The sequence below is a fragment of the Aureimonas ureilytica DSM 18598 = NBRC 106430 genome, from assembly GCF_000382705.1.
Classification (GTDB): Bacteria; Pseudomonadota; Alphaproteobacteria; order Rhizobiales; family Rhizobiaceae; genus Aureimonas; species Aureimonas ureilytica.
The window spans coordinates 254788-267945 of sequence record NZ_ARQE01000006.1; the positions used below are offsets into that span (position 1 = coordinate 254788).

Below are 13158 nucleotides of genomic sequence, written 5' to 3' on the forward strand. Positions count from 1 at the left end.
TGTGTCAGGCGCGCCCGAACTCGAACGGCGCGGTCTCGATGACGTCGATCGGCAAGCTGTCGCGAACCTCGGCGTGGATTTCGATGTCCATCTGTGCGCGCGGCTGGTACCGCTCGTTCAGGATTTCCGTGACGCCGCGGATCGAGCTCGTCTCAGCGATCGTGAGCGGCGCAAGACCTTCCAACGCCGTCAGCACCTGCGAGGCCGTCTTGACCTTTCGCAGAACGCCCTGTCCAGCTTTGCCGTAGACGTTGAGAGAATACCGGAACATCCAGGGGCGAACCGGCGCTTGCCGGTGCTGCTCATTCGGCGAGGCGCCCGTCTTGGTGTACGCCTGGTCCGTCGGGTGCTCCCGGAGCGGCCCCGAGAGGGTCAGGTTCATCACCGCATATGGGTCAGGCGGGGACTTGGTGTCCTGATAGGCATAGATCAGCGGCACGCCCATCACACCCGAGAGCCAGGCCCATAGTTTGTCAGCTACCTCGTCTTCGGTCATGTCGGCGGCCTCAGAAGCCCGAGGATGCCCTTCGTGTATGCGCCGCGGCGCTGCCAGTCGTCGATCGACAGGACGACATAGCGCTGTCCGCCCTCTTCGATTTCGTCGTTCACCGCAATCCGCTCTGCAGTGAAGATGGACGCCTGTGCCTCGTTGCGGATGCCCTCGGGCAGGTTCTGCACCTCCGAGCCTTTTAGGGGCTGCACAGACGCGATGATGGTTTTTTTGACCTCGGGCCCGGCGACCCACTTCCCGCGCACCCATGCTCCGTTCTTGCGGATCAGAGAGACCGTCCCGCCGGTGACGGAGTTGATGACCTTGGAAACATCAAGCATCGTCCACCTTCCACGTCACACGCTGCCGCATCTCGCCGGTGTCGATGAGCGGGTTGGAGGAGCCCTTGAGCGCGATCGTGACCGGGCTGTTAGGTGGCGACGCAAGGGAAGTGATTTCGCCTTGGATGTGCCCTTGGGCGAGGATGCCGAGCTGGTCGAGACTGTTTCGGAGTGGCGAGCCAGACCGCAGAGCGAAGCCAGAAGAGCCGACCATGAGCGTCGATCGGGCAGCAGCGATCATCGCGCGCCGGTACTTATCTCGGTTCTCCCGCATGGCATTGCGCATGAACGGCCGTTCCGGTACGGGCCCGCCCCATCCACCGCCAGATGCGCCGCCCCGCGTCCCGAACTCGTTCCAGACGGCGCGCTGCACGATGTCCGCACCGGCCTTGCCCGCTGGGAACCCGACTTTCACCTTGCTCGGCCCTCGATAGAGCGCGGCTAGTGCCTTATGGCCAAGCCACTGGATGCGCCGTTCGAGACGAGCCTTGAACATCACGCCACCATGGGACCGGAGAAGTTGGCGCGCATCAGCGCCAGGTAGCGCTGGCCGTAGACGGTGGAGGCGAGGCCGTCCCCCGATGCCGCGCCGCCAGAGCCCGAACCCTGCGCGCCGTAGGTCACTTCGACCTCACCAACGCGCTCCTTCGTGATCGGGCCGGCATACTGACCAACGCTCGATGTCGCGCCGCCGGATAAGGCACCGTCAACGATGAGCGTGTGAGCGGTCAGAAGCATGATGGCCGGGGCATAGTCACCCTCCAGCCATCGGGTTCGATCAGGCGCACCCACCGTCCCGGCCGCTTCGTCCAGCACGGCCTGAACGAGCGGTTCGCTTATGGGTGCGAAGACCGGGTATCGGGTCATGAAGTCCGAATAGGTCGGGACGGTGAAAGCCATCAGCGTGCGACCTCGCTCTTGCCCACCTTCGGGGTCGGCTGCTCGTCTTTGCCGTCCTTCTCGGCTTCAGGATCCGGCGATTTGCCGACCTCGTGCAACATGCCGAGCGAGACCCAGGACTTGACCGGCTCGGCCGCCTTCACGCGCTCCCAGTTAGGAACCGCAGCCGTGCGGCCGGGGCCGATTGTGAGGCCGGCAACCGTGAGATCGGCACCATGCTCGTTTTTGACGTTGATAGCGGTCATGGTCAGTCCGCCTTGTTCTCGGTGACGAATGCCGCCTTCTCGACATCGGACTTGGCGTCGAAGCCCTGCACCGCTTCCTTGCGAAGCGACTTGGTGACCTCGGCGCCGTCCGCTGTGACGACGAACCAGCCTTGGCCCTTGTCCTTGATGGAGTAGGCGACCGCCTCAGGCTCATCATCGGTGCCGACAATAAGGCGCTTGGCCTTCAGGTATGCGGCTACGACCGGGTGACCGGTCGCGCCCTGCCACGCGAGGCTATCGACCTCGGCCGAACCGTTGCCGGGCACGGTGATACCGTGGACCGGAAGGACGATGGCGCCGACGCCCGTGTTCTTGATGGTGACCGTGCTCATGGCTCAGATCCCATCCAGATAGCGCATCGCGCCAGGGCGACGGACTTCGACGCCGCCAAGACGGAAGATGCCGGGCACCTCGTACTTCAGCAGGCGACGCTCGGCCTCCAGCCAGCGCAGCGGCATGGGCACGTGCATCTTCACCACCGCCGGATCACGGCGATAGGCGACCAGACGAGCGGAGTTGCCTGCGCCTGCCGTCTCCAGGCCCCAGACTGCGCGGATCGTCAGCGGGCGGCCGGTGCGCACGGTGTAGACGTTGGCGCGCTGGATGTGCTCCAGCACCGTCGTCGTCATCGTGGGGTCGAGGCGCTTGGTGGCGATCAGCTCGTACTGAGCCTGCGGGATCAGGACCGTATCGGCCTGCTCGATGCCGTTGGAGCCGATGAAGATGGCCGAGAGAACGGTGTTGAAGTCCTTCAGGATTTCGTCAGCCGTCTTGGTCGCCCAGGTCGCGGTGCCGGCAGCACCGTTCGCCGCCACCAGCGCCGTCACCGACGCCGTGTTGACGAGGCCGGTCTTGCCGAGCTTGGCGCGGCCGAGGAACGCAGTGTTGTCGACGTATCGCTCGTAGGCGCGACGGGCTGCGTCGGCGCGATCATCCGTCAGGCGAATGCCGTACTGCTGAGCGTGCGACAGTTCCTCGAGATTGTAGCGATAGCCGATCGCGGCCATGGTGACCCGGCTGTCGCCCTTGTCGAGCTGGACGTCCACGAAGGGGATGTCGTCGCCCTCGGCAGCGAACTCGCGGGCCTCGCCCATGTCGTCGCCCATCGAGAAGAAGTCGATCTGCTTGATCCACTCCGGCGCGGTGTTGTCGACCGGCACGAGCTCCCGGTACTGGAAATCGGGATAAGCGCGGGCGTAGATGCCCGGCTCGATGTAGTTCTGCGCGGTTCGCAGGAAGTTCAGCGCCAGGGAAGGCGCGTCCGTGGTGAACATGGTCGTGCCCCCCTTACTTGGTGACGTTGAAGCGGACGCGAGCGAGGCCGTTGTTGCCCGTGGTCGTGTCCATCCATTCGGCGCCGGCCAGCAGCTGGTTGCCGCTGTCAGCATTCGTGAGGCCGCCGGTCGGGGTCATGTAGACCGCATCGCCCTGGGCGACCGCGACCAGCGCCGTGACGAAGATCGTGCCGTTCCGCAGGCAGCCGAGCTGGTCGTACTGGCGGAAGACGTTGCCCTGCGCAGCCGGGATGGTGCGGTCGGCGACGGCGATGCCGGCGAACTTGCCGCCCGCCGTGGGCTTCTTCACCGTGTCATCGGTCGCGCCGTAGACCACAGCCGTGCCGAACGGAATGTCGCCGGTGCCCGCCTCGCCGATCATGGACGTGATCCACTTCGGCTCGGTCGTGGCGATCATGCCGGGATAGCCCTTCGCGACGGGCTCGCGGGTGTAGCTCACATTCGGGAACGCCATCGGTTAGGCCTCCTTCTTGGCGTCGGAGCGCCAGGCGTTGCGGTCACGCTCGAGCATCTGCGTGTAGGCGTCGGAGACGTTCGTCGGTGCGGGAGCGGCGTCACCGATCGCGGCGCGCAGCGGGTCGGCGCCGGCTGCCTTCTTCGCGTCCTCGGCGAGGATGTCGAAGCGGGCATCCAGATAGGCTTCGGTCTTGCCGGCCACCGCCGCGTCGCCGAGCTTGGCAGTCACCACGGCCTTGCGGATCGCAGCATCGGACAGACCGGCGGTCTTCACGTCCTTGGCGATGGCACCGGCCAGGGCGATGAGGTCGGCTCGCTCCTGCACGCGCTTGTCGAGGTCGGCGTCGGACAGGATCTTGCCCTTCGCGTCATCGATCGCCGCGTCCTTGGTGGCGATTTCCTTGTCCTTCGCGGCGAGAGCGGCGGCATGCGCCGTCTCGGCGTTGGCGAGTTTGGATGCGGAGTCGGCAAGGCGCTGCTGCAGCGTGCCGATCACCGTGGCGCCCTGATCGGTCACTTCGATCGGGATGCCATCGACGGTAACCGTCTTGAGGCTCATGGGAGGTTCCTTGTCCATGATAATCGGGGCAGCGCCCCATGAACCGCCGGCGTCATCGCCAATGCGGCATTCCGAGCCCGCACGACCGCGCTGGACGATCGCCAGGTGGTTTGCGCGGATGTTCGTCTGGATCGCGTCGTAGGCCTCGCCTGTGGGCGTGGTCCCGTCTTCGAACACGAGATCGCAGGTGTAGCCGGCGGAAAGCTCGCGCTTGCCGTCCCTCACCTTCTGGATGGCCGCGCCGTGCTTCACGATCAGGGGGATGCGAAGGCGCTCGCCGTCCCTCAGCACCTCGCCGCTCGTCTCGCCGACAGCCAGGTCCTTCCAGTTATCGGCGGTGACGGCTTGGGCCGGGTGATCGTCGGTGACCGGGATGTGGCTGAACGAGGAGAGGCTATCCCGGTGGAACACCTCGCTCTCGGGCCGGTAGACGCGGACGACGGCGAGTTCAGGCTTGCCAACCTCGCGGCCGGTGTAATGCTGGATGCCCGTGCGGACGATCCGCGCGTCAGCCACCAGATAGCCGTCGTCATGCATCCGCACGCCGTCGATCGGCGCGGCGTCGATGAATTTCATGGCCGGAGCCCTCAATTGTGGTGTAGCGTCCCGCGCATGGCCGGTTCACAGCTCGACGAGATCGAAGGACTTCTGCGGAAGCTCCTCACCCACGTCTTGGACGTGAAGATGAAGTATCACGACATCGATGGCCGGCTGCGTCTGCTGGAGCAGAAGCACGATCAGCACCATCAGGCGATGTACGAGTGGTGCGGCCCCGAAGAACTCCGCAAGGTCATGGAGATGGACTTCGACATGGATCTGGCCGAGATGCCGGACGACATCGCCGGCCTCATGGCGCAGTTCACCAAGCCTAAGTGAAGCGTTCGCCACCGATCACAACGATCGCCCGAGCAACGCAGCGACACTGAATGGGCTGGCCGGGCGGAAGCCCCTGCTCTGCCCCTGTTTCCTCGCCGTAGCGGTATTCCTTGCCATCCAGCGACTTGTGCAGCGACCGAACCCGCTCGTCATGGCTCGTCGTCCAGATGTACTCGGCGATCCCTGCCTGCGTGTGGCGCCGACGGTTCAGGTCGCTCGTCAGCTTGGACACCTGATCGCGCGCAATGACCTTTGCCCTCCTGTCTGAGATGGCGAAGCGGCTTGTCAGTTCGCCTCGTAGCTGCTTGGCCGTCTTTCCCTGCAGGATCGCGTCCATCACCGCCGTCTTCACGCTCTCGACCGTATCGTTGGTGAGCTTCGTGATGAGGCTGACGTTTCGCTCGTTCGCATCCTCAAGGTAGTCCGTCAGGTCTTCCTGGGCGACCACGGCCGCGACGTCGATGCCGATCGCCGAGCGAACGGAAGCTGCCCATTTCGACGTGTGCCGGCGCGCTTCCAGGCCCAGAATTCCACGGACTAGAGAGCCGGCTTGGGTCAGAAGCTGCGCAGCCCGGGACGCGAACCGCACCCATAGGCCGCCAGGGATGGCATCGATCACGAGACCGGACCGCTGGCGCTCCATCTCGGCTTCGACCATAGGCAGGATGCTAGCCTTCACCTCTTCGCTCAGAGCGCGGAGAATGGCTCTCAGCATCTTCAGGTATTCGGTCTCGGCGCCGACGCTGGGATAGATCGGCGAGAGGACGATCCGTGAACGGCGGCGATTGCCCACCATGTCCGCTAGACGATATCGAAGCATGGCACGCCAAATCGATAAGGGAGGTCGCCATGAGTGGCGAATACTGGATCCAACAAGGTCGCATCTACGGCCCCACGAATGCCGGCGAGTTCCGCATCCAGGACAACCGGATCTACGGACCGCGCAACGACGGTCGGTATCGCATTCAAGACGGCAGGCTCTATGGCCCTAGGCAGGATGGCCTATGGCGTATCGAAAACGACCGCTTCTACGGCGGGGATGGACCTTTGCCGTTCATGGGTGACGAGCACTAGTCGCCCGTCACCTTCGCCTTCCAATCGTCGTCCAGCGGCTCGAACACCTCCGGCCCCAGCACTATCTCGCCCTGATAAGGCGTGACGGCAGACAGGTCCGCAGGCGCGCCGCCGTAGCTGATCGTGATGTGAGGCTGGTAGCTGTCGTGATCCCACGATGCGCCGGCCTCCTTCATCTCCTCATGCCGCCACTTGAGCGAACTGGAGGAGATCAGCAGGACCGTTGCATCGCCGAACTGCTCCATGACGCGCGGGCCGCCGGCAGCGATCTTGATCTCGCTCTCCCAACTTTCGCCAACCGCCATCCAGTCCACGGGCGCGCGACTGAAAGCGATGGTCACGTGCAGGTCGGTGGCCTCGAGCGTCGAGGTGAAGCCCTGCCGCTTGGCCCAGGCGATGATCTCGGCGCCGTTCTTCACCTTGCGATGGACGTAGAGCGGCCGCGGCGTGGCGTCGTTGGCGGCCATGCGTGCGGGGATGACATTCGAGATCGGAGCGGGTTCCGGCTCTTCTGCCTTCGCCCCGAAATCGATCGCATCTCCTTCGTCCTGCGCCTCGTCCATCGCCGCCTCCAAGCCCGGGTATTGGCCGTCCTCGACAAGCTGGTTCACCCGAGCCTTCGAGAGTGCGCTGTCAGGCAGGAGTCCGCTGCTCGCGTCGATCTGGAAGGATTGCGCCTTCTTCAGCCCCACCTCGGCCCGGTCCTTCTCGGACATCTGCCAAAGCGGGTTCCAGCGATAGTGGATCTCAGGCGGCCGGTTCCCGAGAGCGGACCAGATCAGGCACTCGTCGATATGGGCGAGGGAGGGGCCGAGCTCCAACTTCTGCCCCGCTCCGATCCGATCGTAGTAGTTGATCAGATCGCTTTCGCCGGTGCTGTTCATGCCCGCAGGGGACTGCCCTAGGAGGCGTGTCATCGGAATGTCAGCGGCGCCGGCTGCGATTTGCAGAAAGCGGTCGAGAACGTCCGGCAGGGCGCCGAAGCTCACCTGCTTCTGTTCGTATTCCTCCTCCTTGTCGAGGATCAGCGTGTTGTTGAGGCTCTTCGCCAGCATGGCGAGCGAGGTGCGGCGCTGAAAGCGGGCCTCATAGTCCGCGTCCGAAGCCATCTGCATCAGGCCGGGAATGCGGATGATGTCGATCTTCGCCTCATGCGTCATCTCGGCGATGTTGGCCGCGGCGCTTTCGGCGTCCTTCAGAGCCTTGGATACTGCCTCGAGGATGCTGTCACCCCAGCCCTGCCGACCGCTGGTCGCCTCATCCGGCACAGGAGCACCAACAAAGCGCGCGACACGTGAGGGGTGGATCCGAACCCGCGTCGCGGTGTTGGTCGTGATCTCGTAGTAGGCCGGCGTTCCGAACCACTTCGAAGCGACGTCTGTCTCGATCTCGCCCGCGCTCACTCGGCTGGCGGTGAGAACCACGAGATAGAGGACGCCTCCTTTGCGAATCCGTTCGGGCTGCAACTCGCTCGCTTGGTCGATCGTGCCGTCACCGATGACGATGACCGCGCCCCCATAGAGGCGGGCCTTGATCTTGGCTTCAAGCACCTTGCCTTGAAGACCCAGACGAGCCTCTTCGGCCTCGATCGCCTCGATCTGCGCGTCGTCCGCCTGCCAGGAGCGCCACTCGCGGCACATGTCCATGGCCGGCACATCCACCACCTTCCGAGCCAGCCACGACCCACGATAGGCCGCTTCGAGCTCAGCATGCGTGGTCGGCATGAATGCGTAAACCGAAGCCGACGACTTGGCCTTCGCCGTGCCCATGCCTGTGATCAGGTTGGCGAGCGTGTCGAAAACTCGGAGCATCACTTCGCCTTGGGTTGTCGGTGGAGCATGTGGCGGATGACGGCCGGGGCCGCCTTGGCCACGCCTTTCATGCCATCCTTCTTCCTGGCTTCGGCCAGCATCTTGCGACGCTCTGCGCAGGGCTTGCAGGCCATGGGGTCACCCGAGGTTTGAGAGGGTGTAGGTGGACTGCCGCACCATCGGCCCGACCGCGTATCGAAGCGCGTCGATGTAATGGTTGTTGGCGTCAACGATGTCTGCCAGCACGTCCTGCGTCAGGCGATCGATCTTATACGAATACAGCCTCGCTTCCTTGGCGATGGCCGGGCAGCGAGAGTGGAAGACGATCTTGCGGAACGAGCGCAGGAACGACACGCCGTCCTCCACACTGCCCTTCCACTTATCGACCGGCACAGATCGTGGGAGACCATGGCGTTTGATGAACGAGATGTTCCCAGGCTGCGCGCTGTCCCATCGGGTCACGTGCTTGTCGAAGTCGGGAATCTTGCCCCCAATGAACGGCGCGTAATGGTCGAGCTCGAGACCGGTCCGCCCAGCCTCGTGGCTGACATACAGGGTGTCACCCGCCACATAGCAGCGCACGGCCGCAGTCGGGTCCTGGCTGAAGCCGAAGTCGCCGCCCTGATACGGGCCATCCCATGAGGGCGAGACCTCGAAATCCTGCACTTCCCACTTACCCGAAAGCACCTGGCTGTCGGAGTTGGTGAGATACCCGCCTTCCCACACATGGTGGTAGGTGTCGGGATCAAGCCGGCGCTGGTCTGAGACCCGCTCCTGCTCCAGCACATCGGGAAACCACGGATTGTCCCGCCAATTCATCTCCACGATCTTGGCGCTGTCGGGCGGGCTCTCGCGAAACCGCTTGTTCGTCGGGCTGTCCAGCTTTTCCGGGTTCCAGGTCAGCCAGATTTCCGAGTTGTCTTCGCGCACTGTCGGCGTCAGCTTGCGCCATGCCGCCTCGGACACGCTCTCGGCTTCGTCCACCCACGCCAGGATGACGGTCGCCTTCGATTTCAAGCTGTCGAGATTGTGCCGCAGGCCGACGAACCGGAAGTCGACCCGGCCGGGCAGCCCTTCGGTACGGATGTACTTTTCACCCACGTCGAAGAACGGCGTCAGCCAAGCCTCGCTCGCTATCGCAGCCTTGACCTCGCTCATCGAGCTTTCGTCCAGGCTGTTCATGAACTCGCGGCCGCACAGGACGACGCCTGTTTGTCCATTCGCCGCGGCGATGTAGGCGCGGATCGCAGCCATCTTGGCGAAGGTGCGGGTTTTGCCCGAGCCGCGGCCGCCGTAGGCACCACGATATCGGGCTTGGCCTCGGAACACTGGCCGGAGCTTCGGCGGGACCTCTACCTTAGCTGTCGTCATCCGGGCTGACGAGCTCCACTCGCGTCACAAGCGGCGAGCCACCGGGGCCGCTATGCTCGACCTTGGCGGTGTCGCTGTATTCCTCGGGGGCCATGTTCTTCAAGCCGAACACGATGAGCGTGGCACTGCCTGGGCCCCCGCCGTCCTTAGCCACACGGATCGCAGCTTCCTCCCAATGGAGGAGCCGACCAGCCTTCGCGCACGATACGGCTTCCAAAAACTCGGGGTGCGCGTCCATCCAGTTGTTGATGGTGGCGCGGGATACACCGATGATTCCAGCGAATGCGGTGAGGCTGAAACCGGCCCGCATGGCCTCGATCACCCTATCGCAATACTCCGGCTTGTAGTCTGACGGTCGCCCGCCAGGATGCTTCTGGACGGCGCCGCCCTTAGGGGCGTCCTCTGCCATGGTATGATCCGTCTATGATTTCTGATTCCATTACGCCGACCACCGTCTCCGTCGCCCTGATCGACAACCACCCGCATGTCGTAGCGAAGCAGGGCGGGAAGACGCAGACTTACCCCTGCACGACCATGACCGAGGCGAACCTCGTCAAAGTGCAGGTGGCGGAGTTTCTGAGGACGCGGCGGCTATAGAAAGGCCCCACCGGGCGAACCGATGGGGCTGTGTCAGATTATTAATTCAGCGCTTCCCGATCGAGAAGCAGACGGAGCCTTTGCCTTTGAACTGCAATGCGCTCGCCAATCTCCGCGACGGTTATGCCATTGGCCGCTGAAGCACAGGACTCAACTTCTACCCGCCAGCCCTCCAGCCGGCTGATCTCCAACTCTGTCTCATCCACTTCTGCCTGCCAGGACCTCATCCAACCCTCCCTAGGTTTCTGGACGGGAGGAATAGCACGTTCAGAACGTCGTCTGCCTTGCAGATTTCACCCATTCGCACATGAGGCCACTGCCAGGACGCACCACAGTCGGGCCCGGGGGCCGGCAGTCTACGCGGGCTTTCCCCTGCCGTTTAACCGACTCACCTCGGCGCCGTCGCTGATTGGCCGAGGCTCGGCAGCGAACCGCCGTCCTAATCTCTCTGCCGCTGTTTCCGATGGCACTAGGGAGACTCGACCACCGGAGGCTACGGGATGACCGAGCGCCGGCCATTCCTCGCGGCTCTCCCGCACTACTGTGAATTTCCGGCAAAGCTTCGCACAGGGGCGCGGAAGGTTTCCTTCTGCTGCCGCCTCTGGCGCCCTGCGGTCCGCCCATTCGGGTTCCGCGAGGATCGACGCACATCGAAGCACCAAGAATCTAGGCTGCGTGCGCCAAGCAGTCAACATCCCCAATAACGATTGGGCGCAGGCACCCGAAAAGCTCCTGCATCACCCTCGCTGAATTGCGACCGAAGTAGTCATCGAAGACGAACGTCGTGCCAGCGAGAGGGCCGGACAGGATTTCGACCTTGTCACCGGGCTCGAAGTGGCGGGGACCAGCGATCACCGGACCCTTCCCCACTTCCGGCTTCACCTCCGAGAACTTTCCGGCCCGCTCCAAACGCTTGAACTCGTCGATGATCGATGCGGGCACGGAAAGGTAGCGGCAGCGCGTGTCGTTGGGGTCTTGTGCCGCACGCCCCAGCACGGAGTGAACGCCGTCCACCTGACGCAGGTCGTAGAACGTGGGTGTTTCGGTGGATAGGCCGACGAAGGCGTAGCTGGTGAGTAGCGGGAAGGAGACGGCCTGCTTGGTCCGCAGGTGGCGGCGCCGGATGAGCTTCACGCCGCGGGGCAGATGGACATGGAACTTGCGCGCAAGCAGGCCGGCCACTGCCCGCTCCTCGCAACGAGGATTGCAGCGAACGACGAACCAGGACGGCTGATCGGTGAATTCCATTCGGTCGGGCTCCTCGAGTGGTGGCGAGAAACCCGTGGCAGGCACGGTGAGCGAGGGGGATTCTAGCGGGGCGTCGATCGGGCTGCAAGTCGGTAGATGGTTGAAGGCCGGCCAGTTTGGGGGCGTCTCACCTCTCGCACCACGTCTCCTCCCGCTACCATCCAAGCCATGACGGCCTCGACCTCCGCAGACGTCGCAAACGCCTTCACCTTGCGACTGATCTCCGAATGGGTCGCAGGTCCGTCCACGAGGAGGCGCGCAGCGATCGGAGCGATGCGGTTCAGCAGGGCATAGTCCGGTGGTGGTGGAGGCACTGGCTCGTTGCCCGGCACAGGTATGCCATGCGCAGCCAGAAGCGCCTCCAGTTCCGCAACCCTCGCCTCCAGCTCGCAAAACCGATCCATGCCCAAAACCGCAGTCTTCACATAATTAGAGACTTCGAGCATTTTCGGACAGAAACCCCCTTATAGCAACCCTTTCTGTCCAAAAGGTATAGAGTCTCGTTTTTTGTGAAGACTGAATGATGAGAGAGATAAGGGATTGTTCTGTATGACATTTCAGCCCTGACAGTCTTCACATCGAAACGACGGTCTTCACATTGGTCGCGCAACAGATTTCACGGTCTTCACGGATTGATGTGAAGACTGTTTTTGGGTTGTATGGACGGCATTGGAGGCAACCGCGGGTCATGATTCGCCGGTTCGAGGGACATGCAATGCCGGCGCTATCCGACCTCTCCACCATCCAGATCCGGGCCATGATCAAGCTCGACACACCGGGGGGCGAGCTCGATAGCGTCGGCCGCCGGATTGAGGAACTGTCGCCGCCGATCCTCGCGGCCGTGTTCGACCTGATCGAGTTGGGGCTGGCGACCTCGGAGTTGGGGTGGGGCAATACGGCGTGGTTTCGGCTGACGCCAAAGGGGCGGGCTGTGCGGGAGTTTGGGGAGGCGTGAGCAAAAGCGTTTTTCGACATGAAATCTCATATCCCGACAATCACAGCATTCCTCTCTTCGACGTAGCAGCTACGCTTCTTTGCTATGAGCGATTATCGCCCATAATCGGAAGGCTTTTGGAAGAGCTTTCTCCTGGATTAGTCGTTGATAAGGTTGAATTTTCTGTCCGAGAAATACGCTCCGGCTCTTTGTCTGAGAACTTTTTCGTGGCAGTCTTTTCTGAGTTTCAGAAGGAGCTTGTTGAGGAGGTTCCAGCAATGATCGGATCCCTCACTGGCTTGCCAATACCCGACGAGTACGATGCTATTGTCACCGTACTCGTGTTGATCATCATCTTTCACGGCACGCGCTACTTGTTCGAAGGCGGAGGGCGAAAAGCGAAGGGCGAGGTGCCGCCAACAATCCAAGGCGACAACAATGTCTACATGAACATTGCCGCAGAACGCACTGGATTATCACCCTCGTCGATCGAAAGGGCTTTAGCAAAGGCCATCGGCAAGAAGGATGCCCCGAAAGTCGCGCGTGCAGCTGTAGACTTTTTCCGCCCAGCCAAGCGGGGAGGAAGCGGACGGATCAAGCCAAGTGGTTTACCTGAAATCTCCCGCGAAACGACTGCTGCGTTCCCTGGTGAAGCCACCCTCGCGCTACTGACCGACGAAAGCGTACCGACCCCAATCCCGGAGGCGGATCTGGAAGTTCGCGCAATGGATCGCGACAAAGCCGATCACGGTTGGGCTGGCAAGCTGCATATGCCCGGCTTCTCGACAAAGCGTCTTCCCTTGAAGCTATATCCAACCGTTGATCGCGATATCCTGGCGAAGACCGATATTGTCAGGGTAGAGGCTGTGCTTGAGCAAAAGCCAACGGATTCCGGCGATCTCAGGCCGACTGTTATCCACATAGTTCGACTGCTGTGATT

The 13158-nt window shown here is 62.9% G+C and carries 19 protein-coding genes; 4 read left to right on the forward strand and 15 right to left on the reverse strand.

The window, feature by feature from the left end:
• Positions 1 to 4: 4 nt before the first annotated feature.
• Genes B146_RS0114910 through B146_RS0114950 form a run of 9 tightly spaced genes read right to left on the reverse strand, consistent with a single transcriptional unit; the run spans position 5 to position 4883 of the window.
• The gene (locus B146_RS0114910; RefSeq protein ID WP_155897519.1) at positions 5 to 496 is read right to left on the reverse strand and encodes a phage neck terminator protein; all 492 of its coding nucleotides are present in this window, start codon (positions 494 to 496) and stop codon (positions 5 to 7) included.
• Positions 493 to 831 carry a phage head completion protein gene (locus B146_RS0114915; RefSeq protein WP_019997257.1) on the reverse strand — a complete coding sequence of 113 codons (339 nt, stop codon included), beginning with the start codon at positions 829 to 831 and terminating at the stop codon, positions 493 to 495. Before B146_RS0114915 ends, B146_RS0114910 begins: the two co-directional genes overlap by 4 nt.
• Positions 824 to 1327, reverse strand: coding sequence for a hypothetical protein (locus tag B146_RS0114920; RefSeq protein ID WP_019997258.1), 504 nt, complete (start codon positions 1325 to 1327; stop codon positions 824 to 826). The genes B146_RS0114915 and B146_RS0114920 overlap by 8 nt, the downstream gene beginning before the upstream one ends.
• A complete protein-coding gene (locus tag B146_RS26215; RefSeq protein ID WP_019997259.1) occupies positions 1327 to 1731 on the reverse strand; it encodes a DUF4054 domain-containing protein in 405 nt (134 codons plus the stop codon). The genes B146_RS0114920 and B146_RS26215 overlap by 1 nt, the downstream gene beginning before the upstream one ends.
• Positions 1731 to 1976 carry a hypothetical protein gene (locus tag B146_RS0114930; RefSeq protein WP_019997260.1) on the reverse strand — a complete coding sequence of 82 codons (246 nt, stop codon included), beginning with the start codon at positions 1974 to 1976 and terminating at the stop codon, positions 1731 to 1733. Before B146_RS0114930 ends, B146_RS26215 begins: the two co-directional genes overlap by 1 nt.
• A 2-nt stretch (positions 1977 to 1978) precedes the next feature.
• On the reverse strand, positions 1979 to 2329 hold the full coding sequence (locus B146_RS26220; protein WP_019997261.1) for a hypothetical protein: 351 nt from the start codon (positions 2327 to 2329) through the stop codon (positions 1979 to 1981).
• Between the two features lie 3 nt (positions 2330 to 2332).
• Positions 2333 to 3271 (reverse strand): DUF2184 domain-containing protein, encoded by a 939-nt coding sequence (locus B146_RS0114940; RefSeq protein ID WP_019997262.1) that lies wholly within the window; start codon positions 3269 to 3271, stop codon positions 2333 to 2335.
• Between the two features lie 13 nt (positions 3272 to 3284).
• Complete coding sequence (locus tag B146_RS0114945) at positions 3285 to 3746, reverse strand: structural cement protein Gp24 (RefSeq protein WP_019997263.1); 462 nt, start codon at positions 3744 to 3746, stop codon at positions 3285 to 3287.
• A gap of 3 nt (positions 3747 to 3749) precedes the next feature.
• Positions 3750 to 4883 carry a DUF2213 domain-containing protein gene (locus B146_RS0114950; protein ID WP_019997264.1) on the reverse strand — a complete coding sequence of 378 codons (1134 nt, stop codon included), beginning with the start codon at positions 4881 to 4883 and terminating at the stop codon, positions 3750 to 3752.
• A gap of 36 nt (positions 4884 to 4919) precedes the next feature.
• Between B146_RS0114950 and B146_RS0114955 the strand changes: the two genes are divergently transcribed.
• A complete protein-coding gene (locus tag B146_RS0114955; RefSeq protein WP_019997265.1) occupies positions 4920 to 5183 on the forward strand; it encodes a hypothetical protein in 264 nt (87 codons plus the stop codon).
• Here B146_RS0114955 and B146_RS0114960 read toward each other — a convergent pair.
• A complete protein-coding gene (locus tag B146_RS0114960) occupies positions 5176 to 5979 on the reverse strand; it encodes a phage head morphogenesis protein (protein ID WP_019997266.1) in 804 nt (267 codons plus the stop codon). The two genes, B146_RS0114955 and B146_RS0114960, sit on opposite strands and share 8 nt — an antisense overlap.
• Positions 5980 to 6032: 53 nt before the next feature.
• Between B146_RS0114960 and B146_RS0114965 the strand changes: the two genes are divergently transcribed.
• Positions 6033 to 6257 (forward strand): hypothetical protein, encoded by a 225-nt coding sequence (locus B146_RS0114965; RefSeq protein WP_019997267.1) that lies wholly within the window; start codon positions 6033 to 6035, stop codon positions 6255 to 6257.
• On the opposite strand, the gene B146_RS0114970 is transcribed toward B146_RS0114965, so the two are convergent.
• The 5 genes from B146_RS0114970 to nusG all read right to left on the reverse strand — a co-directional run bounded on the left by B146_RS0114970 (position 6254) and on the right by nusG (position 11284).
• Positions 6254 to 8068 (reverse strand): anti-CBASS protein Acb1 family protein, encoded by a 1815-nt coding sequence (locus tag B146_RS0114970; RefSeq protein WP_019997268.1) that lies wholly within the window; start codon positions 8066 to 8068, stop codon positions 6254 to 6256. The genes B146_RS0114965 and B146_RS0114970 overlap by 4 nt on opposite strands.
• A complete protein-coding gene (locus tag B146_RS30095; RefSeq protein WP_019997269.1) occupies positions 8068 to 8202 on the reverse strand; it encodes a hypothetical protein in 135 nt (44 codons plus the stop codon). The genes B146_RS0114970 and B146_RS30095 overlap by 1 nt, the downstream gene beginning before the upstream one ends.
• 4 nt (positions 8203 to 8206) lie before the next feature.
• The gene (locus B146_RS0114980; RefSeq protein WP_019997270.1) at positions 8207 to 9439 is read right to left on the reverse strand and encodes a PBSX family phage terminase large subunit; all 1233 of its coding nucleotides are present in this window, start codon (positions 9437 to 9439) and stop codon (positions 8207 to 8209) included.
• Positions 9426 to 9848, reverse strand: a complete 423-nt coding sequence (locus B146_RS27860) for a helix-turn-helix domain-containing protein (protein ID WP_019997271.1) — start codon at positions 9846 to 9848, stop codon at positions 9426 to 9428. Before B146_RS27860 ends, B146_RS0114980 begins: the two co-directional genes overlap by 14 nt.
• An 854-nt stretch (positions 9849 to 10702) precedes the next feature.
• Positions 10703 to 11284, reverse strand: coding sequence for a transcription termination/antitermination protein NusG (gene nusG / locus B146_RS0115000; protein WP_019997274.1), 582 nt, complete (start codon positions 11282 to 11284; stop codon positions 10703 to 10705).
• Between the two features lie 715 nt (positions 11285 to 11999).
• Between nusG and B146_RS0115005 the strand changes: the two genes are divergently transcribed.
• Both B146_RS0115005 and B146_RS29060 read left to right on the forward strand, forming a co-directional pair.
• Complete coding sequence (locus tag B146_RS0115005; protein WP_019997276.1) at positions 12000 to 12239, forward strand: hypothetical protein; 240 nt, start codon at positions 12000 to 12002, stop codon at positions 12237 to 12239.
• On the forward strand, positions 12236 to 13156 hold the full coding sequence (locus B146_RS29060; protein WP_155897520.1) for a hypothetical protein: 921 nt from the start codon (positions 12236 to 12238) through the stop codon (positions 13154 to 13156). Before B146_RS0115005 ends, B146_RS29060 begins: the two co-directional genes overlap by 4 nt.
• Positions 13157 to 13158: the final 2 nt, after the last annotated feature.

Excerpts from the sequence above, each read along its gene's own strand:
- B146_RS0114910 (WP_155897519.1), bottom strand. The coding sequence starts at position 496 with ATGACCGAAGACGAGGTAGCTGACAAACTATGGGCCTGGCTCTCGGGT.
- B146_RS0114915 (WP_019997257.1), bottom strand. The coding sequence starts at position 831 with ATGCTTGATGTTTCCAAGGTCATCAACTCCGTCACCGGCGGGACGGTC.
- B146_RS0114920 (WP_019997258.1), bottom strand. The coding sequence starts at position 1,327 with ATGTTCAAGGCTCGTCTCGAACGGCGCATCCAGTGGCTTGGCCATAAG.
- B146_RS26215 (WP_019997259.1), bottom strand. The coding sequence starts at position 1,731 with ATGGCTTTCACCGTCCCGACCTATTCGGACTTCATGACCCGATACCCG.
- B146_RS0114930 (WP_019997260.1), bottom strand. The coding sequence starts at position 1,976 with ATGACCGCTATCAACGTCAAAAACGAGCATGGTGCCGATCTCACGGTT.
- B146_RS26220 (WP_019997261.1), bottom strand. The coding sequence starts at position 2,329 with ATGAGCACGGTCACCATCAAGAACACGGGCGTCGGCGCCATCGTCCTT.
- B146_RS0114940 (WP_019997262.1), bottom strand. The coding sequence starts at position 3,271 with ATGTTCACCACGGACGCGCCTTCCCTGGCGCTGAACTTCCTGCGAACC.
- B146_RS0114945 (WP_019997263.1), bottom strand. The coding sequence starts at position 3,746 with ATGGCGTTCCCGAATGTGAGCTACACCCGCGAGCCCGTCGCGAAGGGC.
- B146_RS0114950 (WP_019997264.1), bottom strand. The coding sequence starts at position 4,883 with ATGAAATTCATCGACGCCGCGCCGATCGACGGCGTGCGGATGCATGAC.
- B146_RS0114955 (WP_019997265.1), top strand. The coding sequence starts at position 4,920 with ATGGCCGGTTCACAGCTCGACGAGATCGAAGGACTTCTGCGGAAGCTC.
- B146_RS0114960 (WP_019997266.1), bottom strand. The coding sequence starts at position 5,979 with ATGGTGGGCAATCGCCGCCGTTCACGGATCGTCCTCTCGCCGATCTAT.
- B146_RS0114965 (WP_019997267.1), top strand. The coding sequence starts at position 6,033 with ATGAGTGGCGAATACTGGATCCAACAAGGTCGCATCTACGGCCCCACG.
- B146_RS0114970 (WP_019997268.1), bottom strand. The coding sequence starts at position 8,068 with ATGCTCCGAGTTTTCGACACGCTCGCCAACCTGATCACAGGCATGGGC.
- B146_RS30095 (WP_019997269.1), bottom strand. The coding sequence starts at position 8,202 with ATGGCCTGCAAGCCCTGCGCAGAGCGTCGCAAGATGCTGGCCGAAGCC.
- B146_RS0114980 (WP_019997270.1), bottom strand. The coding sequence starts at position 9,439 with ATGACGACAGCTAAGGTAGAGGTCCCGCCGAAGCTCCGGCCAGTGTTC.
- B146_RS27860 (WP_019997271.1), bottom strand. The coding sequence starts at position 9,848 with ATGGCAGAGGACGCCCCTAAGGGCGGCGCCGTCCAGAAGCATCCTGGC.
- nusG (WP_019997274.1), bottom strand. The coding sequence starts at position 11,284 with ATGGAATTCACCGATCAGCCGTCCTGGTTCGTCGTTCGCTGCAATCCT.
- B146_RS0115005 (WP_019997276.1), top strand. The coding sequence starts at position 12,000 with ATGCCGGCGCTATCCGACCTCTCCACCATCCAGATCCGGGCCATGATC.